We start from the raw sequence: 16106 nt of genomic DNA, 5'->3' as shown, positions 1-16106 counted from the left end.
CTCCATGACCACACCACGACTTCTCCTCGACACTGGCAGCGGCGGCAAGGCTTCGCATCGTTTGATCAAGGACGTGTTTTTGAAGCATTTCAGCAACGACGTCCTGGACCGCCTGGACGACGCGGCCTTGATTCAGGCCACGGGCCCCCTGGCCATAAGCACGGACAGCTTCACCGTGACCCCGCTGATCTTTCCCGGCGGGGACATCGGCTCACTGGCCGTGAACGGCACGGTCAACGACGTGGCCATGCTCGGGGCGCGACCGCTCTATTTGAGTTGCGCGTTTATTCTGGAGGAAGGGTTGGAATTGGACGTGCTGGAGCAGATCGTCCGGTCCACGGCCCAGGCTGCGAACCGGGCCGGGGTGAAGATCGTTACCGGCGATACCAAGGTGGTGCCCAAGGGCGCGGTGGACAGGATGTTCATCAACACCACGGGGATCGGTGAAATCCTGGTGCAGCCCTGCCCCCAGGGCCACCGGGCCGCTCCCGGTGACGCGATTCTGGTCAGCGGAACCATGGGCGACCACGGTCTGACCATCCTGGCTACCCGGGAAGGCTTGAGCTTCGAGGCCCCGATTGAGAGCGACTGCGCCGGGTTGAACCACCTCATCGCCAAGCTGCTGGCCGCCATCCCGGATATCCACGTCCTGCGCGACCCCACCCGGGGCGGTCTGGCCACCACGCTCAACGAAATCGCCGGGCAGTCCGGGGTGCAATGCCTGATCCGCGAGGAGGCCGTGCCCGTGAATCCCGTGGTGGCCGCGGGCTGCTCCTTCCTCGGCCTGGACCCACTCTACCTGGCCAACGAGGGCAAACTGATCTGCATCCTCCCGGCCCAATACGCCGAACAGGCCCTGGAGATCATGCGCCGGGACGAGTTCGGCGCCAACGCCGCCCACATCGGCGACATCCAGCCCGACCACCCTGGCCGGGTGGTCCTGCAAACCCCGCTGGGCGGGCGCCGCCTGCTGGACATGCTCGAAGGTGAGCAGCTTCCGCGTATCTGTTAGGCCCCTTCCTCGGCAGTCCGTTCAAAAACCCCAAGTGCAAGGAGCACAAAAAGCTATCCGGACACGTCCTGTGTCCGGCCCCTGCGGGCTGTGGCTTTGCCACATTTTCGATTTGCCGTCCTGACAATCGAATCAAGGCCGAAGCGTATTTCCTGGTACGTGAGGGTTTGAACTTTTTACGGCGACGCGGCAATTGGGAGTTTTTCAACGGACTGCTACGGTCGCCGCCGATCCACCACCCGCCCCTTGCCGGTTTCCAGTTCGGCGATGGTTTGGCGTTCCACCAGCTTTACTTCGAAGACCAGCCCCAATTCCATGGCCAGCTGCTGCCGGGTCAGCTCGATGAAACGCTGCTGGGTCTTGATCTGGTCCGGCTCGACCATGTCCGCCTCCACCAGAAGCATGACCTTGTCCAGTCCGCCATGGCGGTCCACCACGATCAGATGGTTCGGCTGGACATGGTGGGTTTCGGCCAGGATGGCCATGATCCGTTCCGGATAGACGTTGATCCCCTGGATGATCAGCATGTCGTCGCTGCGGCCTTGGATGCGCTCCATGCGCGTGAAGGTTCGCCCGCAGGAGCAGGGATCCGGGATCAGCCGGGTCAGGTCTCCGGTGCGGAAGCGGATCATGGGCAGGGCTTCCTTGGTCAAGGTGGTCAACACCAGCTCGCCCACCTGCCCCGCCGGGACCGGGTGGAGGGTTTGCGGGTCGATGATCTCGGCCAGGAAATGATCCTCCTGGATGTGCATACCCCGCCGCTCCAGACATTCTCCGGCCACGCCCGGCCCCATGACCTCGCTGACCCCGTAGTTGTCCGTGGCCGTGATGTTCAGCCGCTCCTGGATGGCTTGCCGCGTGGCCTCGGACCAGACCTCCCCGCTGAACAAGCCCCAACGCAGGGGCAGGGCGTTGCGGTTCACGCCCATCTCGTCCATCACATCGGCCAGAAACAGGGCGTAACTGGGGATGCAGGCCAGAGCCGTGGCCCGGTAGTCCAGGATGATCCCCACCTGCCTGCGGGCGTTGCCGCTGGAGACCGGAACCACGGTGGCCCCCAGGGTCTCCGCGCCGTAATGCATGCCAAAGGCCATGGTAGACAAGCCGTAGGTATGGGCCACATGGACCACGTCTTCCTTGTTCGCCCCGCCGGAGGCCAGGACCCGGGCCGTGAGCCGCGACCACTTCCGGATGTCGCTCAGGGTGTAACCGAAAACCGTGGTCCCTCCGGAAAAGCCGGAGGACGTCTGCAAGCGCACGACCTCGCGCAAGGGCACGGCGAAAAGGCCGTAAGGAGCGTTGTCCCGCAGGTCCTGGCGGGTGGTCAGCGGCAGCTGGCGGACATCGTCCAGGGAGGTAAAGTCGTAGGGGTCCAGCCCCAGTTCCTCGAACTTCTTACGGTAGAACGGCACGTTGCGCGAAACCCTGGTCAACGTGGACTGCAACCGTTCCAGCTGAAGCTGCTCCAGTTCCTCCCGCCCCATGCTCTCCAGTTCCGGCTCAAACATCATTGCACCTCCACATCCCGCCCCAGATAGGCGCGTTGCACGTCCCGATTCAGCAGCAATTCCTCGGACGGCCCCTGCAGGATGATCCGCCCGGTTTCCAACACATAGCCCCGATCCGCGATCTTCAAGGCGCTCTTGGCGTTCTGTTCCACCAACAGCACGGTCAGACCGAAGGCATCGCGCAACTCGGCCACATGGCGGAAAATCATCTGGGACAGGGCCGGGGCCAACCCCATGCCCGGCTCGTCCAGAAGCAGCATCCGAGGCTTGGCCATCAGGGCCCGGCCAATGGCCAGCATCTGCTGCTCCCCGCCGGAAAGGTTGCCGGCGGGCTGATCCTTGCGTTGCCCCAGGACCGGAAACATCTCGTAGATCCCCTGGATGTCCTTGCGGATCGCGGCCTTGTTCTTCAGGCTGTAACGGTGGTACGCGCCCAGGAGCAGGTTGTCCTCCACGCTCATGGGCTTGAACACCAGACGCCGCTCCGGCACCTGGGAAATTCCCGCGACCACGATCCGTTCCGGACGCTCCCGGGTAATCTCCCGGCCCTCGAAGGCCAGACTGCCCCCCTTGGCCCGGAGCAATCCGGAAATGGTGGTCAACAAGGTGGTCTTCCCGGCCCCGTTGCCACCGATCAAGGCCACGATCTCCCCCTGGTTCACATGCAGGGAAACCCGCCGGATGGCATGCACCCTGCCGTAAAAGACGTCGACGTTTTTCAGAACGAGCATGGATTACGTGGCCTTATTTCTTTGTTCTACCCGTCAGTGTTTGCACGATCCCGTGCGGACTCCGGCGCATCGGCAAAACGGCGACTACATAAACATTCGACTGTTCCATCGTATAATATATCGAATAGGGGAAGCGCTTGGCGGGCATGCGATAAAGGCCGTGCATGCGTTGATGAATGCCACCATACAGAAGAAGAGATTTCATATCAGCCATGATACTGTCCCAGAAATAATCTCCGACCCCCGGCTCAATGAAATCATAAAAATGTTTCCCATCAACAAGATCTCCACTGACTTCCCGTAACGCAATGACTTGCTGAATCTTTTTCATTTTTTGAGGCTTGCAAGCTCGTCAAGGGTAATAAACTCGGCGGTACCGTTTTCAATTTTCCGCACTCTTTCGTCGAGAATATCCCAATGCCATTGCGGTGATTCGATCTCGCTCTCCTGAGGTGACAAAGAATCCCAAAGTTGTTCCATGGCCTGGATTCTCTCCGGAACGGTCATTTTAGCGATATCCAAATTCATCATACCAGGGCTCCTTAGACAAAGAACAAACTGTTCGCGTTGGAAGAAAAAATCAGCACGGCTCCTGGCTTCCGGTTCCACTGGCTCTTTGAACTCACTCCGCCTCCTCGCCCAGATACGCCGCGACAACTTCCGGATTCTTCTGGATCTCCGCCGGGGTGCCGGAGGCGATGACCCGGCCGAAGTGGAGGACGGTGATGGCGTCGCTGACGCCCATGATCAGGTCCATGTCGTGCTCCACGATGGCCACGGTGATACCCAGTTCGTCGCGGATACGGCGAATCAGTTCGGCCAGGGCGCGGGTTTCGGTGGTGTTCAGGCCGGCTGCGGGTTCGTCCAGGAGCAGGATGCGCGGCTGGGCGGCCAGGGCTCGGGCCAGTTCCAGGAGGCGCTGTCGACCATAGGGCAATTCCCCGGCGGGCAGAGTCCAGTCGTCCTCCAGGCCGACGAAGGCCAGTTTTTCCTCGGCCAATTCCCGGCACCGACGCTCACCCTGAAAAAAGCCGGGGGTCTTGAACAGGGCGCTGAGCGCTCCGTAGCGGACCACCCGATGCGCTCCGGTCATCACGTTTTCCAGAACGTTCATGGTGGTGAAGACTTCCAGGTTCTGGAAGGTGCGCACCGCTCCGGCCTTGGCCCGTTCCCAGGCCGGGCTTCGGGTCATGTCCCGGCCCAGGAGTTTTACCGCGCCTTCCGAGCAAGGGACCATCCCGCTGACCACGTTCAGCAACGTCGTCTTGCCCGCGCCGTTGGGACCGATCAAGGCGGTGATGGTTCCTTCGCGGACCTGAAAATCCACGTCGGTCAAGGCCATCACCCCGCCGAAACGGACATGGACTTCCCGGCAGTTCAGAATCACGTCGCCCGCGGAGATCCGCTCAGCTCCATTGCTACCGGGCATGCCCGAACCTCCCGCGAATCAGGGCAATCAGCTTGGAGACGCCGCCGGCCATGCCCTGGGGCAGATACATCATGCACAGGATCAGGATCAGCCCGTAGATGATCACTTCCAAGTTTTCGTAGGCCCGCAAAAACTCCGGCATGGCGGTCAGGAAGACCGTCCCGGCGATGCCGCCCCACAAGCTGGCCATGCCGCCCAGCACGACCATGGTGATCAGCTGCACGGAAAAATGAAACCCAAAGGAGGACGGGGCCACGAAGCTGAGGTAGTGCGCGTAGAGCACCCCGGCTATTCCGGCAAACACGGCGGAAAGCACGAAGATGAACAGCTTGTAGCGGGCCACGTTGATGCCCATGGACTGGGCCGCCTTGTCGCTGGCGTGCAGGGCCATCAGGGCCCGACCGACCCGGGAGTGGATCAGGTTCAGGGAGATCAGCAACACCAGGGTGACCGTGGTCCAGACCAGAAAAAAGTAGGACAAATCCGAATCAAAGACGAACGAGCCGACCTGAAGCTGGGGAATGCCCACGAAACCCGAGGGCCCGCCGGTCAGGGCAATGGCTTCGTTGAAGAAGATGTAGACGATCAGCCCGAAGCCCAGGGTCGCCATGGCCAGATAGTAGCCCTTGAGCTTGAGCACGGGCATGCCCACCACAAGGGCCACGATAGCCGTCAGCCCCACTCCGGAGAGCATGCCCACGGCCAGGGGCAGCCCGTAGGTGGCGGTCATCACCGCCGTGGTATAGGCGGAAATCCCGAACAAGGCCGCATGGCCCAGGGAAATCTGCCCGGCAAAACCCAACAGCAGGTTGAGCCCCATGACGACGATCGCGATGATCCCGGCCATGTTCAAGATGCTCAGATAATAATAGTCGTACGACAGCAGAGTCGGCGTGGCCAGGACCAGGACGTAGAACGCGCCCACAGGGGCCAGTTGGCGAAGAGTTGAGGACTTCATGGGCCTACACCCTCTCCGTGTCCGGCGCCCCGAACAGGCCGGAAGGCCGCCAGAGCAGGATGGCCAGGATGACCACGAAGGCGATGGCGTCCTTGTAGGCCGAGGAGATCAGGCCCGCGCCGAAGGCTTCCAGCACGCCCAGGAGCAGTCCGCCCGCCGCGGCGCCGAAGGGGTTGCCCAGGCCGCCCAGGATGCAGGCGGCAAAGCCCTTCAGCCCCAGGAGCACGCCCACGTCGTAGGAGGTCATGGTCAGGGGGGTGAGGATGACCCCGCCCACCGCGCCCACGAAGGCCGAAAGCATGAACGAGGCCATGACCATCCGCTCCACGCTGATGCCCATCAGCCGGGCCGCCTTGGGCTCGAAGGAGCAGGCCAGCATGGCCCGGCCGAAAATGGTTTGACTGAAAAAGTAGCGCATTGCGGCCAGAACCAGCAGGGTGATGCCCAGTATCCACAGGCTCTGCGGCGCGATGGTCGCGCCCAGGAGTGGAATGGGCGTGGTGCCGGAAAAGGCCGGGAGCACGTAGGTGTCCTTGCCCCAGAGCAGCATCATCAGCCCGCGGATGGTGATGGACACGCCGATGGTCACGATGATCAGGTTGATCACCGAGGTGTGCTGGACCGGGCGGATGGTCAGGCGTTCCATGACCAGCCCCACCAGAGTGGTGGCCAGCACGGCCAGAACCACCGCCGCGGGCAGGCCGGGATCCAGCCAGTGCATGAAGACCACGGCCAAGAGGCCGCCCAGCATCACGAACTCGCCCTGGGCGAAGTTGATAATGCCCGTGGTGTTGAAGATGATCGTGAATCCCAGGGCGGCCAGACCGTAGGTGCTGCCCACGGTCAGGCCCGCCGCCAGAAACTGCAGAAAGGTTCCCAGGTCCATTATTCGACCAGCAGCTCCCAATCTCCGTCCGTGATCCGGACCATCACGAAGGCCCGTTCGTCCAGCCCGTTGTGATCTTCGGGGGACATTTCAAAAATGCCGCCGGTGCCGACGAACCCGCTGACCTGTTCCAGTTTGTCCCGAATGGCCTGCGGCGTGGCCTCCCCGGCCCGGTTGACGGCCTCGACGATGAGCATCAACGCGTCGTAGGCGTAGCCGCCGAAGGTGGACACCTCGGCGTTGAACCGGGCCTCATAGGCCTGGATGTACTCCAGAAGCAAGGCCTTCTGCGGATGGTCCTCGGGCAGCTGGTCCGCCACGGCCAACCGACCGGCGGGCAGAATCAACCCTTCGGCCGCCTCGCCGGCCAGCTCGATGAACCGCTTGGAAGCCACTCCGTGGCTCATGTACATGGGCGTCTGCATACCCAGCTGGACGCGATTGCGGGCGATGACCGCCGGGCCGGGATTCGTGCCCCAGACGATGATCGCGTCCGGGTTCAGGCCGCGAATCTTGGTCAGCTGCGGGGTCATGTCCGTATCCCGGGGTCCGTAGATCTCATCGGCCACCAGATTCATACCGTACGCGGGCAGCAGTTCCTGCAGGACCTCCCGTCCGGCCTGGCCAAAGCCGTCCGAGACCGTAAGGATGGCGATATTGCTGAGCTCTTCGGATTTGGCGTGCTCAAGAATCTTGATCACGGCATGACGGTCGGACTGGGGTGTCTTGAAGACCCAAGGGTTGATGGGTTTGACGATCCGCTCCGCCGCGGCCATGGAGACCAGCGGAATCCGGGCCGAGGAGAATCGGGGCATGACGGCCAGGGTGTTGCCGGAGGTGGTCGCGCCGATGGCCGCCACGACCCGGTCCCGGCTGAGCAGCCTGTTGGCCGCGGACACGGCCTTGTTCACCTCGGTTTCATCGTCATAGATGATCACTTCCAGGGGCCGACCCAGCAGCCCTCCCTGCTCATTGATTTGATCCTGGAGCATGTGCAGGGTGTTGCGCTCCGGTTCGCCGAGAAAGGAAGCGGGGCCGGTGGCGGAAAGGATCGCGCCGATCTTGATGGGATCAGCGGCCCAGGCGGGAGAGGCCGCGCCGAGAACGAGGGTCGTTGCCAACGTGAGCAGATAGCGAGTCATGATGCATACTCCTTGGGTTGATATGGTGCGCGGAAGAAAGACGTGCCTGTGGGCCGTACACGCGCAGCTTCCGCCTTGAAACAAAAAATGTCTTCAAAAAGCCGGACGACTGTTCCAATTGATGCGGTCAATGGACGGCCCCGGAGCGTCGCCACAGGAACTTCTCCCCCTCGACCAGCAAAAAGAGAATGCTGCCGAATACGAAAATTCGCAGCCATGTCCCGAGACCCAGTCCCTCGGTACGGAAGAGAAACTGCATCGGAGGGGCGTAGGTGAAGGCAAGTTGCAACACCACCAGCACCAGGATGGACCACAACACCGCGGAACTGCCCAAAAACGCAGTCCGGTTCAGGGAACTTTCATGGATGAACCGACTGTTGAAGAGGTAGCATATCTGCCCGAAAACCAGGGTGTTGATGGCCGCGGTGGCGGCGAGTGCCTGGGAGGAGCCGCTGTCCAGCATGAACAGATAGTGGCCCAGGGCGCCGATGGTCAACAGTACGGACACGAAGGAGATCCGCCACAGCAAGAACCTGGAGACCAGGGGTTCATCCGGCTGGCGCGGCGGTCGGCGCATCACGTTGCGTTCCGCCGGTTCGAAAGCCAGGGCCAGGGCCAGGGAAACGGCGGTGACCATGTTGATCCAGAGGATCTGGGGCGGCGAAATGGGCAGGCTGAACCCGTTCACCGCGTCGGCCATGCCCAGCCCCAGAAAGATCGCGGCAATGACCACCAGGGCCTGACCGCCGTTGGTGGGCAGGATGAACAGAATCGCCTTCTTGATGTTGTCGTAGACCGTACGGCCCTCTTCCACGGCATTGGCGATGGAGGCGAAATTGTCGTCCGCCAGGACCATGTCCGAAGCTTCCTTGGCCGCCTCCGTGCCGCTCCGGCCCATGGCCACGCCCACGTCCGCCCGTTTCAGGGCCGGAGCGTCGTTGACCCCGTCGCCGGTCATGGACACGATCTTGTTTCTGGCCTGCAGCGCCGTAACGATGCGCAGCTTGTGCTCCGGAGTGACCCGGGCGAACACGTCCACGTCCGTAACCCTTTGACGCAGCTCGTCGTCGCTCATGGCGTCGAGGTCCTTGCCGGTCAGGGCCGTCTCGCCGTCCCCGATGCCCAGCTTGAGACCGATGGCCTTGGCAGTGACCACGTGGTCGCCGGTGATCATCTTTACGTTGATCCCTGCGCTGTAGCAGTTCACCCTGGTTTCACAGTCGCCGATCAGCTTGCCCGCGGCTTCCACGGCCTCATCCCGCGGTGGGTCGATGATGCCGAAGACCCCCAGCATGGTGAACCCGTCCTGGACGTCGTCCATGGTCAATCGGTCCTTGCCGTCGTCCACCCGACGCACCGCCAGGGCCAGCAGACGCTGCCCCCGGGACGCGATCCGTTCCTCTTCCTGCGCCCAAAACTCGGGGTCCAGCTTGGCCTGATCTCTCCCGGTCCATTGGGTGTCGCACACTTCCAGGACTTTTTCCGGAGCCCCCTTGAGAATGATCAGCCCCCCGCCCTCCGGATCACGGTGCAGGGTGGCCATGAACTTATGCTCCGAGCTGAACGGGATCACGTCCACGCGAGGGGAGCGGTCGTTTTCCTCCTTCTGGATAAGCCCGGCCTTCATCGCCGCGGTTACCAAAGCCGCTTCGGTGGGTGCGCCCTGGGCCTTCCACTGCCCTTCGACCTCCGCCACCTCGGCCTCGTTGCAGAGCAACCCGTAGCGCAGCAGTGCCAACACGTCCTGATCGTCCTTGTGCGGATCGATCTCGGCGTCGTCCTGCTGAAAATGACCTTTCGGCGCATACCCCACACCGGAGACCGTCAGGGTGCGATCCGCTGTGCGCACGGTCTGCACGGTCATTTCGTTGCGGGTCAGGGTACCGGTCTTGTCCGTGCAGATCACGGTCACCGAGCCCAAGGTCTCCACCGCGGGCAAGCTGCGGATGATGGCGTTGCGCCGGGCCATGCGCTGCACCCCGATGGCCAGGGTGATGGTCACGATGGCCGGCAGCCCCTCGGGAATAGCCGCCACGGCCAGACCCACGGCGGCCATGAACATCTCGCCCGGAGCAAACCCTTGAAACAGGTAGCCGAATGCGAAGGTCACCGCGGCCATGCCAATAATGGCCACGCTGAGCAGGTTACCGAAGCGGGCCAATTGCTTGATCAGCGGAGTGGTCAAGGACTGGACGCCCGAGAGCATTTCGCTGATCCGTCCGATCTCCGTATCCTTGCCCGTGCCGACCACCACGCCTCGTCCCTGACCGTAGGTGACCATGGTTCCGGAGAAGCCCATCCCGGAACGGTCCCCCAGAGAGCTGTCCTGCTCCACCGGGTCCGCGATCTTGTCCACTGGAACAGATTCCCCGGTCAAAGCCGCTTCTTCGATCTGCAGATCCCGGACGTTGAAAAGCCGGACGTCGGCCGGCAGCTTGTCCCCGGCCCTGAGCAGGATCACGTCTCCAGGGACCAAGTTCGTGGCCGGGATGTCCTGCTTCTTGCCGTCTCGCAAGACCACGGCCGACGGGGCGAGCATGTTGCGGATGCTGTCCAGGGATTTTTCCGCCTTGCCCTCCTGAACGAACCCGATCAGGGCGTTGATCAGGACGACGCCGAGGATCACGCCCATATCCAGCCACTCGCCGAGCAGACCGGTGATCACCGCGGCGGCGAGCAGGAGATAGATCAGCACGTTGTTGAACTGGGCCAGAAACCGCATCAGCGCGCCGCGCCCCTTGACCATGGGCAGTTCGTTCGGCCCGTACCGCTCCAGCCGCTGGGTTGCTTCAGAGCCTTTCAGTCCTTTTTCGTCGCTTTCCAGCCGCCGGAGCACTTCCGAAACATCCAAGGAGTGCCAGGATTGCTTAACCGTGCCTTTTTCTGATGCCATGAAGTATTTCTCAAGACCCTTAAAAATTATCGGAATCACCTATTCAGCTTTTGAGGCGACACAACGAGGGACTGACCCACAAAGCGGCCCCTTCAAGCTTGGCCAAAAGGGTCCTGCTGACCGAACCCATGGAAAAATAACCCGGCCCCGAAGCCCCCGTGCGGCCCACGGCGACAACCGCATATCGTCCTGTATCGGCTTCCTGCTGCAAGGCAAAAGCAGGGCTTGCCCCACTCAGCACCTTGGTCTGAATTCTTTCCCTGGAAACACCGTTCTCCAAGAGGGAAGCAAGGGCGTGCTCAAAAAAGCCCTGGTATTCGGACTCCGGAATCTGGCTGTTGGGGATGTGCGCGAGAACGACGTTCTGCTCGGGTTGATCGGCCACGATGAAGCCGACATGGTCGGCGATCTGGACGCAGGGCTCGGAGCCGTCCACCGCTACGAGCACGTTTTTCCGCCTCCGTTCCGGGCGCTGGCAGACCCAGATCGGAAAGGATAATTCCTCGTTCATGATCCGCTTAGTGACGCTGTCCACGAACAGCTCCTCGAAACGGGAAAGCCCGCGACGTCCAAGGACCAAGGCGTCAAAATGACCTTTGGCGGATTCCTGGATCAAGTCCTTGGCCGAACCGTACTGGCTGAAAATGAACTTGGTCGAGATGCCTTTGGCGAGAAAGCCGGAATCCACCAGCGCGGTCTTGCCCTGGGCAAGCAACTCCTGGGCCCGATGCTCCTGTCCCCGCTTCCAATCCTCGGTCCATCTTTTGCGATGATAGACGTCGCTGTCGTCGAGATACACCGCCGGCGGTTGAGGCGCCACATACAACAAGGTCAATCGAACCGCATGCTTTTGGCCAAAGAAATGATTTACGAATCGAACGGCCTGCAAGGAGCTCTGATCATCGCCGACAGCCAGAAGCAGGTGTTTTTCCATGATCCAACCCTTGTGATGAGAGCGTTCAAGCGCTTCTCTGCGCAGGATGAAGGAATCGAGCCATCCACCCTTTCCACCAATATCCTCCAGTGAAGCAAAAGCGGGATGTTCCCACAAATACGCACAAAGGGTCAATCCTCGCGCCCTTTCCAGATCAGCCGGAATGCGTTAATCAAGTGCGATCACGCACGTAAGCATGCTATCTGAAACGTTCGCCAACATTCGTTTCCTGGAGGTCCCCATGAAGCAGTCACTCGGAGCAAAGCCCCTTGTTTTCCCGACCCCGGTGTGGGTTGTCGGGTCCTATGATCAGCAGGACAAACCAAACATCATGACCATCGCCTGGGGGGGCGTCTGCTGCTCCAAGCCGCCGTGCCTGACCATCTCGTTGCGCAAGGTCACCTATACCTACGGTTGCATCACCGCCCGCAAGGCCTTCACTGTTAACGTCTCCACGGAACAGGACGTCATGCTCGCCGACTACTGCGGCATCGCTTCGGGCAAAACCGCGGACAAGTTCGCCGCCACCGGCCTGACCCCGGTCAAAAGCACCCTGGTAGACGCGCCGTACATCCAGGAATTCGCCCTGGCGGCCGAGTGTCGGCTGCTCCAGACCGTGAAACTGGGGCTGCACACCATGTTTATCGGTGAAATTCTGGACATCAAGGCCGACGAAGCGATCCTCGGCCCGGACGGTCTGCCGGACCTGGACAAGCTCCGCCCCGTGGCCTTCGGCCCGGTAATCCGCACCTATCATGGGCTCGGCGAGTATCTCGGACCGGCATTCTCCATCGGCCAGAACGTTGAACAATCCGACGACAAATAGCTTTCACCCGGAGCGACCCTCGCGTGATCCGGGAGAGTTCCCGATTGTTTTCCGCGGCCCTTCGCGGTAGACAACGCGGCCATGCCCATCGGAACCCTGATCAATGCCGGGGCCATCATCCTCGGCAGCCTGCTCGGCCTGATGCTCGGCGGCCGATTTTCGGACCGCTATCGGACCCTGGTCTATCATTCCATCGGGCTCTGCGTGCTGGTCATCGGCCTGCACATGGCTTTGAGCTTCACCAATATCCTGATCCTGGTCTTTTCCATGCTCTGCGGCGCGCTCTGTGGCCAGCTCATCCGCCTGGACGATCGCCTGACCGCGGCGGGCAACGCCCTGAAACGCCGCCTCGGCTCCAAGGACGCCCGGTTCACGGACGGCTTCGTCACCGCCTCCCTGCTCTTCTGCATCGGGTCCATGGCCATTCTCGGCTCCATCGACGAAGGCATCCGCGGCGACCGGACCATCCTGCTGACCAAATCCATCCTGGACGGCTTCATCTGCATCCCCCTGGCCTCCACCTACGGCATCGGCGTCCTGTTCTCCTTTCTGTCCATCCTACTCTACCAGGGCTCCATCACCCTTCTGGCCGGGCAGGCCCAAGGCCTGTTCACCGAGCCGATCATCGCCCAGCTCACCTCCACCGGCGGCCTGCTGATCATGGGCATCGGCATCAACCTGCTGGAACTGAAGACCATCAACGTCACCAACATGCTCCCCTCCCTGGTCTTCGCCGTGCTGTTCACGGTTTTCTTTTCCGGGTGGATTTGATAGGCAAACCCCTCAATGGGAAGCAACATGTGATGATGCGCCATTCCGGATATTCCTTCCAACCCGGACGCCTTCCCTGATCCCCAACCGCTACTCCAATGCCCATCAAACTCCCTGATATCCAGAAACAAAAAATCATGGTCAAAGTGCTCTACGCGCTCTTGCCCGTGATCGTGACCGCGACCTATTTTTTCGGTCTGCGCGTGTTGGCCGTGTTGGCCGTTTCCATGCTTTTCGCCTTTCTCACCGAATGGTTCATGGCTTCGCGCCGGGGCGGCAAGGTCACCCAGGCCTGTTTCGTCACCGGGGCGCTGTACGCCTTGTCCCTGCCCCCGAGCATTCCCTTCTGGATCACGGCCGTGGGCATTGTCGTGGGCATCCTGTTCGGCAAGGAGTTGTTCGGCGGGTTCGGCAAGAACGTCTTCAATCCGGCCATTGTCGGCCGGGCCTTTGTCTGGCTGAGCTTCCCCCTGCAGATGACCAACCAATTCGTTCCCGTGTTCCGGGACTTTCCCGGCGGGTTCATCCACTGGAGCATGACCGCGACGGAAGAGTTGCCGGAATATCTGCGCCAAAGCGGACAAGATGTCGTGGACGCCATGACCTCGGCCACGCCCATGGTCGCAAGCAAGAGTTTTGATTACGAGGTCGGTTTCCTGGATCTGTTCACCGGCGCCATCGGCGGATTCTTCGAGGCCGGGGAGCAGACCCTGCTCCTGGGGGCCGGCTCCATGGGCGAGGTCAGCGCCGCGGCCATTTTGCTCGGCGCGGCCTACCTGCTGTACACCAAGACGGCCCAGTGGCGGTTGATGATCCCGCCGATCCTTGGCGCGAGCGCGTTGTGCCTTTTCCTCCGCTACGGGCTCGGCGTGGAAACTGTCCCGCCCCTGCATTTCACACTGTTCTCCGGGGCCCTGCTCTTTGCCGCCGTCTTCATGGTCACCGAGCCGGTCAGCGCCCCGAAGCTGCCCAAGTCGCAGTGGATCTACGGCCTGTTCATCGGGATGATGATCGTCTTTTTCCGCTCCTACGGCATATTTTACGGGGCCGTGGCCTTTTCCATCCTTCTGGGGAACATGATCGCTCCTTCCCTGGACCTGTGGATCAAGCGCTTCACGACGCCCGCTCCCAAGCCGAAAGTCGCGTCAGGAGGGGGAAAGGCATGAAAAAGGACTCCCTCCCCTATGTGCTTGGTTTCATGTTGGCCATCAGCGTCTTTTTCGGTGCCGGAGTATCCCTGGTCCATCACGGCACCAAGGACATGCTGGCCCGCAATGAACAGCTCCACCGCAACCGGACCATCGCCCAGGCCTTTGACCTGAACGTCGAGGGACGGGACGCGGAAGCCTATGCCGCCGCTGTACAGGAACATATCCGGGAAAAGACCCTGCCCGCGGATCAACGCACCTGGACGGTTTTCGAACGGATCACGGACACCGGAGACCAAGCGGGCGACCAAGCGGGCGACCAGGCGGACGACCACGACGCGGACGTGGGCTTCATCTTCCAGGGCCAGGGCGTCTGGGACCTGATTCGCGGCATTATCGTGCTCAGCCCGGACCTGACCACCGTGCGCAACATCCGTTTTCTCCAGCACGCGGAAACGCCTGGACTGGGAGGACGGATTGAGGAGGACTGGTTTCTCGAACAATTTCAGGGCCTGAGCATTGCCTGGGACCGCCCCCGGGACCGTCGGGTGATCATCGGCCAGGCCCTGGATCCCGACGCTCCCAACCGTGTTGACGCCATCACCGGCGCCACGGGGACTTCCCAGGCGCTGATGGACATGCTGAACAACGACCTGCACCGGTTTCGGCAGGCCTACCAGGACGCTTCCCACGCCGCCGACCCCGAGGGCTAAGCCATGGCCGAGACATCCAAAACCATTTTCGAGAAAGGCATCTGGTCCGAAAATCCGGTCTATCGCCAGGTCCTGGGCATCTGCTCGGCCCTGGCCGTGACCAACCTGCTGACCAACACCCTGCTGATGTGCGCCGGGGTGATCTTCACCACCGCCATGTCCAACCTGACCGTCTCCATCCTGCGCAACTACATTCCCAAGCGCATCCGGATGATGGTCCAGGTGCTGATCATCGCCAGCTTCGTGATGATGGTGGACATCATGATCCGGGCCGGGGCCCCGGACATTCACCGCTTCATCGGCCCCTACGTGGGCCTGATCATCACCAACTGCATCATCATGGGCCGGGCCGAGGCCTTTGCCAGCCAGAACCGCCCCTGGCCCTCGCTCCTGGACGGCCTGGCCACCGGCCTGGGCTACTCCTTCGTGCTCATCGCTATCGCCCTGATCCGCGAACCCTTCGGCTTCGGAACCATCCTCGGCTTTCCACTCCCGGCCAGGGACCTCTGGTGGCACTCCTGGACCATCATGATCATGCCCCCTGGCGCCTTTTTCACCCTGGGCCTGCTTACCTGGTGGGCCAGAGCCAAGACGGATCCCGGCGTCAAGGGGTAACCAACGGACATTCCCCGACGGACTCTTCATGCCAGAGATATCCCGCTTTTTCGGCATCATCATTCGAATGTTCTTCGAAGATCACGCCCCTCCTCATATCCATACGGAGTACTCGGGAAACAAGGCGATCTTCGACTTCTACGGCAACGTCATCAAGGGCGATCTGCAATCCCGCACGGCCACCAGACTGGTCCGGGACTGGATCGACCTGAACACCCAGTCCCTTGAAGAAAATTGGAATCTGGCACAGGCCAATCAACGACTGAACGCTATCGAACCGTTGCGATGAGGTCCGACATGTGGAACATGAATGACGTAACCCAGATCACCTACAAAGGACGTTACACCTATCACATCGTCTTTGACGACGGAGTTGCCGGAGAAATCGACTTTTCCGGCTACCTCGACAAAGGGCCGATCTTCGAACCGCTCAAAGACCAGATTTTGTTTCAACGAGCCAGGATTGAGGGAGGCTCAATCGCCTGGCCCAACGGGGCGGACATCGCTCCGGAGACGCTGTACGCGCAGCTTCACCGATAG

The 16106-nt window shown here is 61.5% G+C and carries 19 protein-coding genes; 9 read left to right on the top strand and 10 right to left on the bottom strand.

What is annotated here, in order from left to right:
• Positions 1–4 precede the first annotated feature (4 nt).
• Positions 5–1012 (top strand): hydrogenase expression/formation protein HypE, encoded by a 1008-nt coding sequence (hypE, locus tag DESLA_RS0100485; protein WP_028570949.1) that lies wholly within the window; start codon positions 5–7, stop codon positions 1010–1012.
• Between the two features lie 215 nt (positions 1013–1227).
• On the opposite strand, the gene DESLA_RS0100480 is transcribed toward hypE, so the two are convergent.
• The 10 genes from DESLA_RS0100480 to DESLA_RS0100435 form a co-directional block, all read right to left on the bottom strand.
• On the bottom strand, positions 1228–2523 hold the full coding sequence (locus DESLA_RS0100480; RefSeq protein ID WP_028570948.1) for a phenylacetate--CoA ligase family protein: 1296 nt from the start codon (positions 2521–2523) through the stop codon (positions 1228–1230).
• Complete coding sequence (locus DESLA_RS0100475) at positions 2520–3251, bottom strand: ABC transporter ATP-binding protein (RefSeq protein WP_028570947.1); 732 nt, start codon at positions 3249–3251, stop codon at positions 2520–2522. Before DESLA_RS0100475 ends, DESLA_RS0100480 begins: the two co-directional genes overlap by 4 nt.
• A 13-nt stretch (positions 3252–3264) precedes the next feature.
• Positions 3265–3582, bottom strand: coding sequence for a hypothetical protein (locus DESLA_RS0100470; RefSeq protein ID WP_051434246.1), 318 nt, complete (start codon positions 3580–3582; stop codon positions 3265–3267).
• A complete protein-coding gene (locus DESLA_RS0100465; RefSeq protein ID WP_028570945.1) occupies positions 3579–3782 on the bottom strand; it encodes an addiction module protein in 204 nt (67 codons plus the stop codon). Before DESLA_RS0100465 ends, DESLA_RS0100470 begins: the two co-directional genes overlap by 4 nt.
• Positions 3783–3873: 91 nt before the next feature.
• A complete protein-coding gene (locus DESLA_RS0100460) occupies positions 3874–4680 on the bottom strand; it encodes an ABC transporter ATP-binding protein (protein ID WP_084031777.1) in 807 nt (268 codons plus the stop codon).
• Positions 4670–5638 (bottom strand): branched-chain amino acid ABC transporter permease, encoded by a 969-nt coding sequence (locus DESLA_RS0100455; protein ID WP_028570943.1) that lies wholly within the window; start codon positions 5636–5638, stop codon positions 4670–4672. Before DESLA_RS0100455 ends, DESLA_RS0100460 begins: the two co-directional genes overlap by 11 nt.
• A gap of 4 nt (positions 5639–5642) precedes the next feature.
• Positions 5643–6524, bottom strand: coding sequence for a branched-chain amino acid ABC transporter permease (locus DESLA_RS0100450; RefSeq protein WP_028570942.1), 882 nt, complete (start codon positions 6522–6524; stop codon positions 5643–5645).
• Positions 6524–7666 carry an ABC transporter substrate-binding protein gene (locus DESLA_RS0100445; RefSeq protein WP_028570941.1) on the bottom strand — a complete coding sequence of 381 codons (1143 nt, stop codon included), beginning with the start codon at positions 7664–7666 and terminating at the stop codon, positions 6524–6526. Before DESLA_RS0100445 ends, DESLA_RS0100450 begins: the two co-directional genes overlap by 1 nt.
• Positions 7667–7793: 127 nt before the next feature.
• Positions 7794–10559 (bottom strand): cation-transporting P-type ATPase, encoded by a 2766-nt coding sequence (locus DESLA_RS0100440; protein ID WP_028570940.1) that lies wholly within the window; start codon positions 10557–10559, stop codon positions 7794–7796.
• Between the two features lie 43 nt (positions 10560–10602).
• Positions 10603–11448, bottom strand: a complete 846-nt coding sequence (locus tag DESLA_RS0100435; protein WP_245590095.1) for a universal stress protein — start codon at positions 11446–11448, stop codon at positions 10603–10605.
• Between DESLA_RS0100435 and DESLA_RS23065 the strand changes: the two genes are divergently transcribed.
• From DESLA_RS23065 to DESLA_RS0100395, 8 genes are all read left to right on the top strand, one after another.
• Positions 11404–11586: a hypothetical protein gene (locus tag DESLA_RS23065; protein WP_028570938.1), complete on the top strand. Its 183-nt coding sequence runs from the start codon at positions 11404–11406 to the stop codon at positions 11584–11586. The two genes, DESLA_RS0100435 and DESLA_RS23065, sit on opposite strands and share 45 nt — an antisense overlap.
• A 148-nt stretch (positions 11587–11734) precedes the next feature.
• Positions 11735–12319, top strand: a complete 585-nt coding sequence (locus DESLA_RS0100425; RefSeq protein WP_028570937.1) for a flavin reductase family protein — start codon at positions 11735–11737, stop codon at positions 12317–12319.
• Between the two features lie 81 nt (positions 12320–12400).
• Positions 12401–13090: a DUF554 domain-containing protein gene (locus DESLA_RS0100420; protein ID WP_028570936.1), complete on the top strand. Its 690-nt coding sequence runs from the start codon at positions 12401–12403 to the stop codon at positions 13088–13090.
• 98 nt (positions 13091–13188) lie between these two features.
• Entirely contained in the window at positions 13189–14256 is a 1068-nt protein-coding gene (locus DESLA_RS0100415; protein WP_051434245.1) for an RnfABCDGE type electron transport complex subunit D, read from the top strand.
• A complete protein-coding gene (locus tag DESLA_RS21335) occupies positions 14253–14951 on the top strand; it encodes an FMN-binding protein (protein ID WP_051434244.1) in 699 nt (232 codons plus the stop codon). The genes DESLA_RS0100415 and DESLA_RS21335 overlap by 4 nt, the downstream gene beginning before the upstream one ends.
• Positions 14952–14954: 3 nt before the next feature.
• The gene (gene rsxE / locus DESLA_RS0100405) at positions 14955–15566 is read left to right on the top strand and encodes an electron transport complex subunit RsxE (protein WP_028570934.1); all 612 of its coding nucleotides are present in this window, start codon (positions 14955–14957) and stop codon (positions 15564–15566) included.
• Between the two features lie 28 nt (positions 15567–15594).
• Entirely contained in the window at positions 15595–15855 is a 261-nt protein-coding gene (locus tag DESLA_RS0100400; protein ID WP_028570933.1) for a DUF4160 domain-containing protein, read from the top strand.
• Positions 15856–15863: 8 nt separating this feature from the next.
• Entirely contained in the window at positions 15864–16106 is a 243-nt protein-coding gene (locus DESLA_RS0100395; protein ID WP_028570932.1) for a DUF2442 domain-containing protein, read from the top strand.

This window comes from Desulfonatronum lacustre DSM 10312 (assembly GCF_000519265.1).
In the GTDB taxonomy this organism is placed as follows: Bacteria; Desulfobacterota; Desulfovibrionia; order Desulfovibrionales; family Desulfonatronaceae; genus Desulfonatronum; species Desulfonatronum lacustre.
Note: the sequence above shows the minus strand (reverse complement) of the source record. Positions and strands in the feature narration are given on the sequence as shown.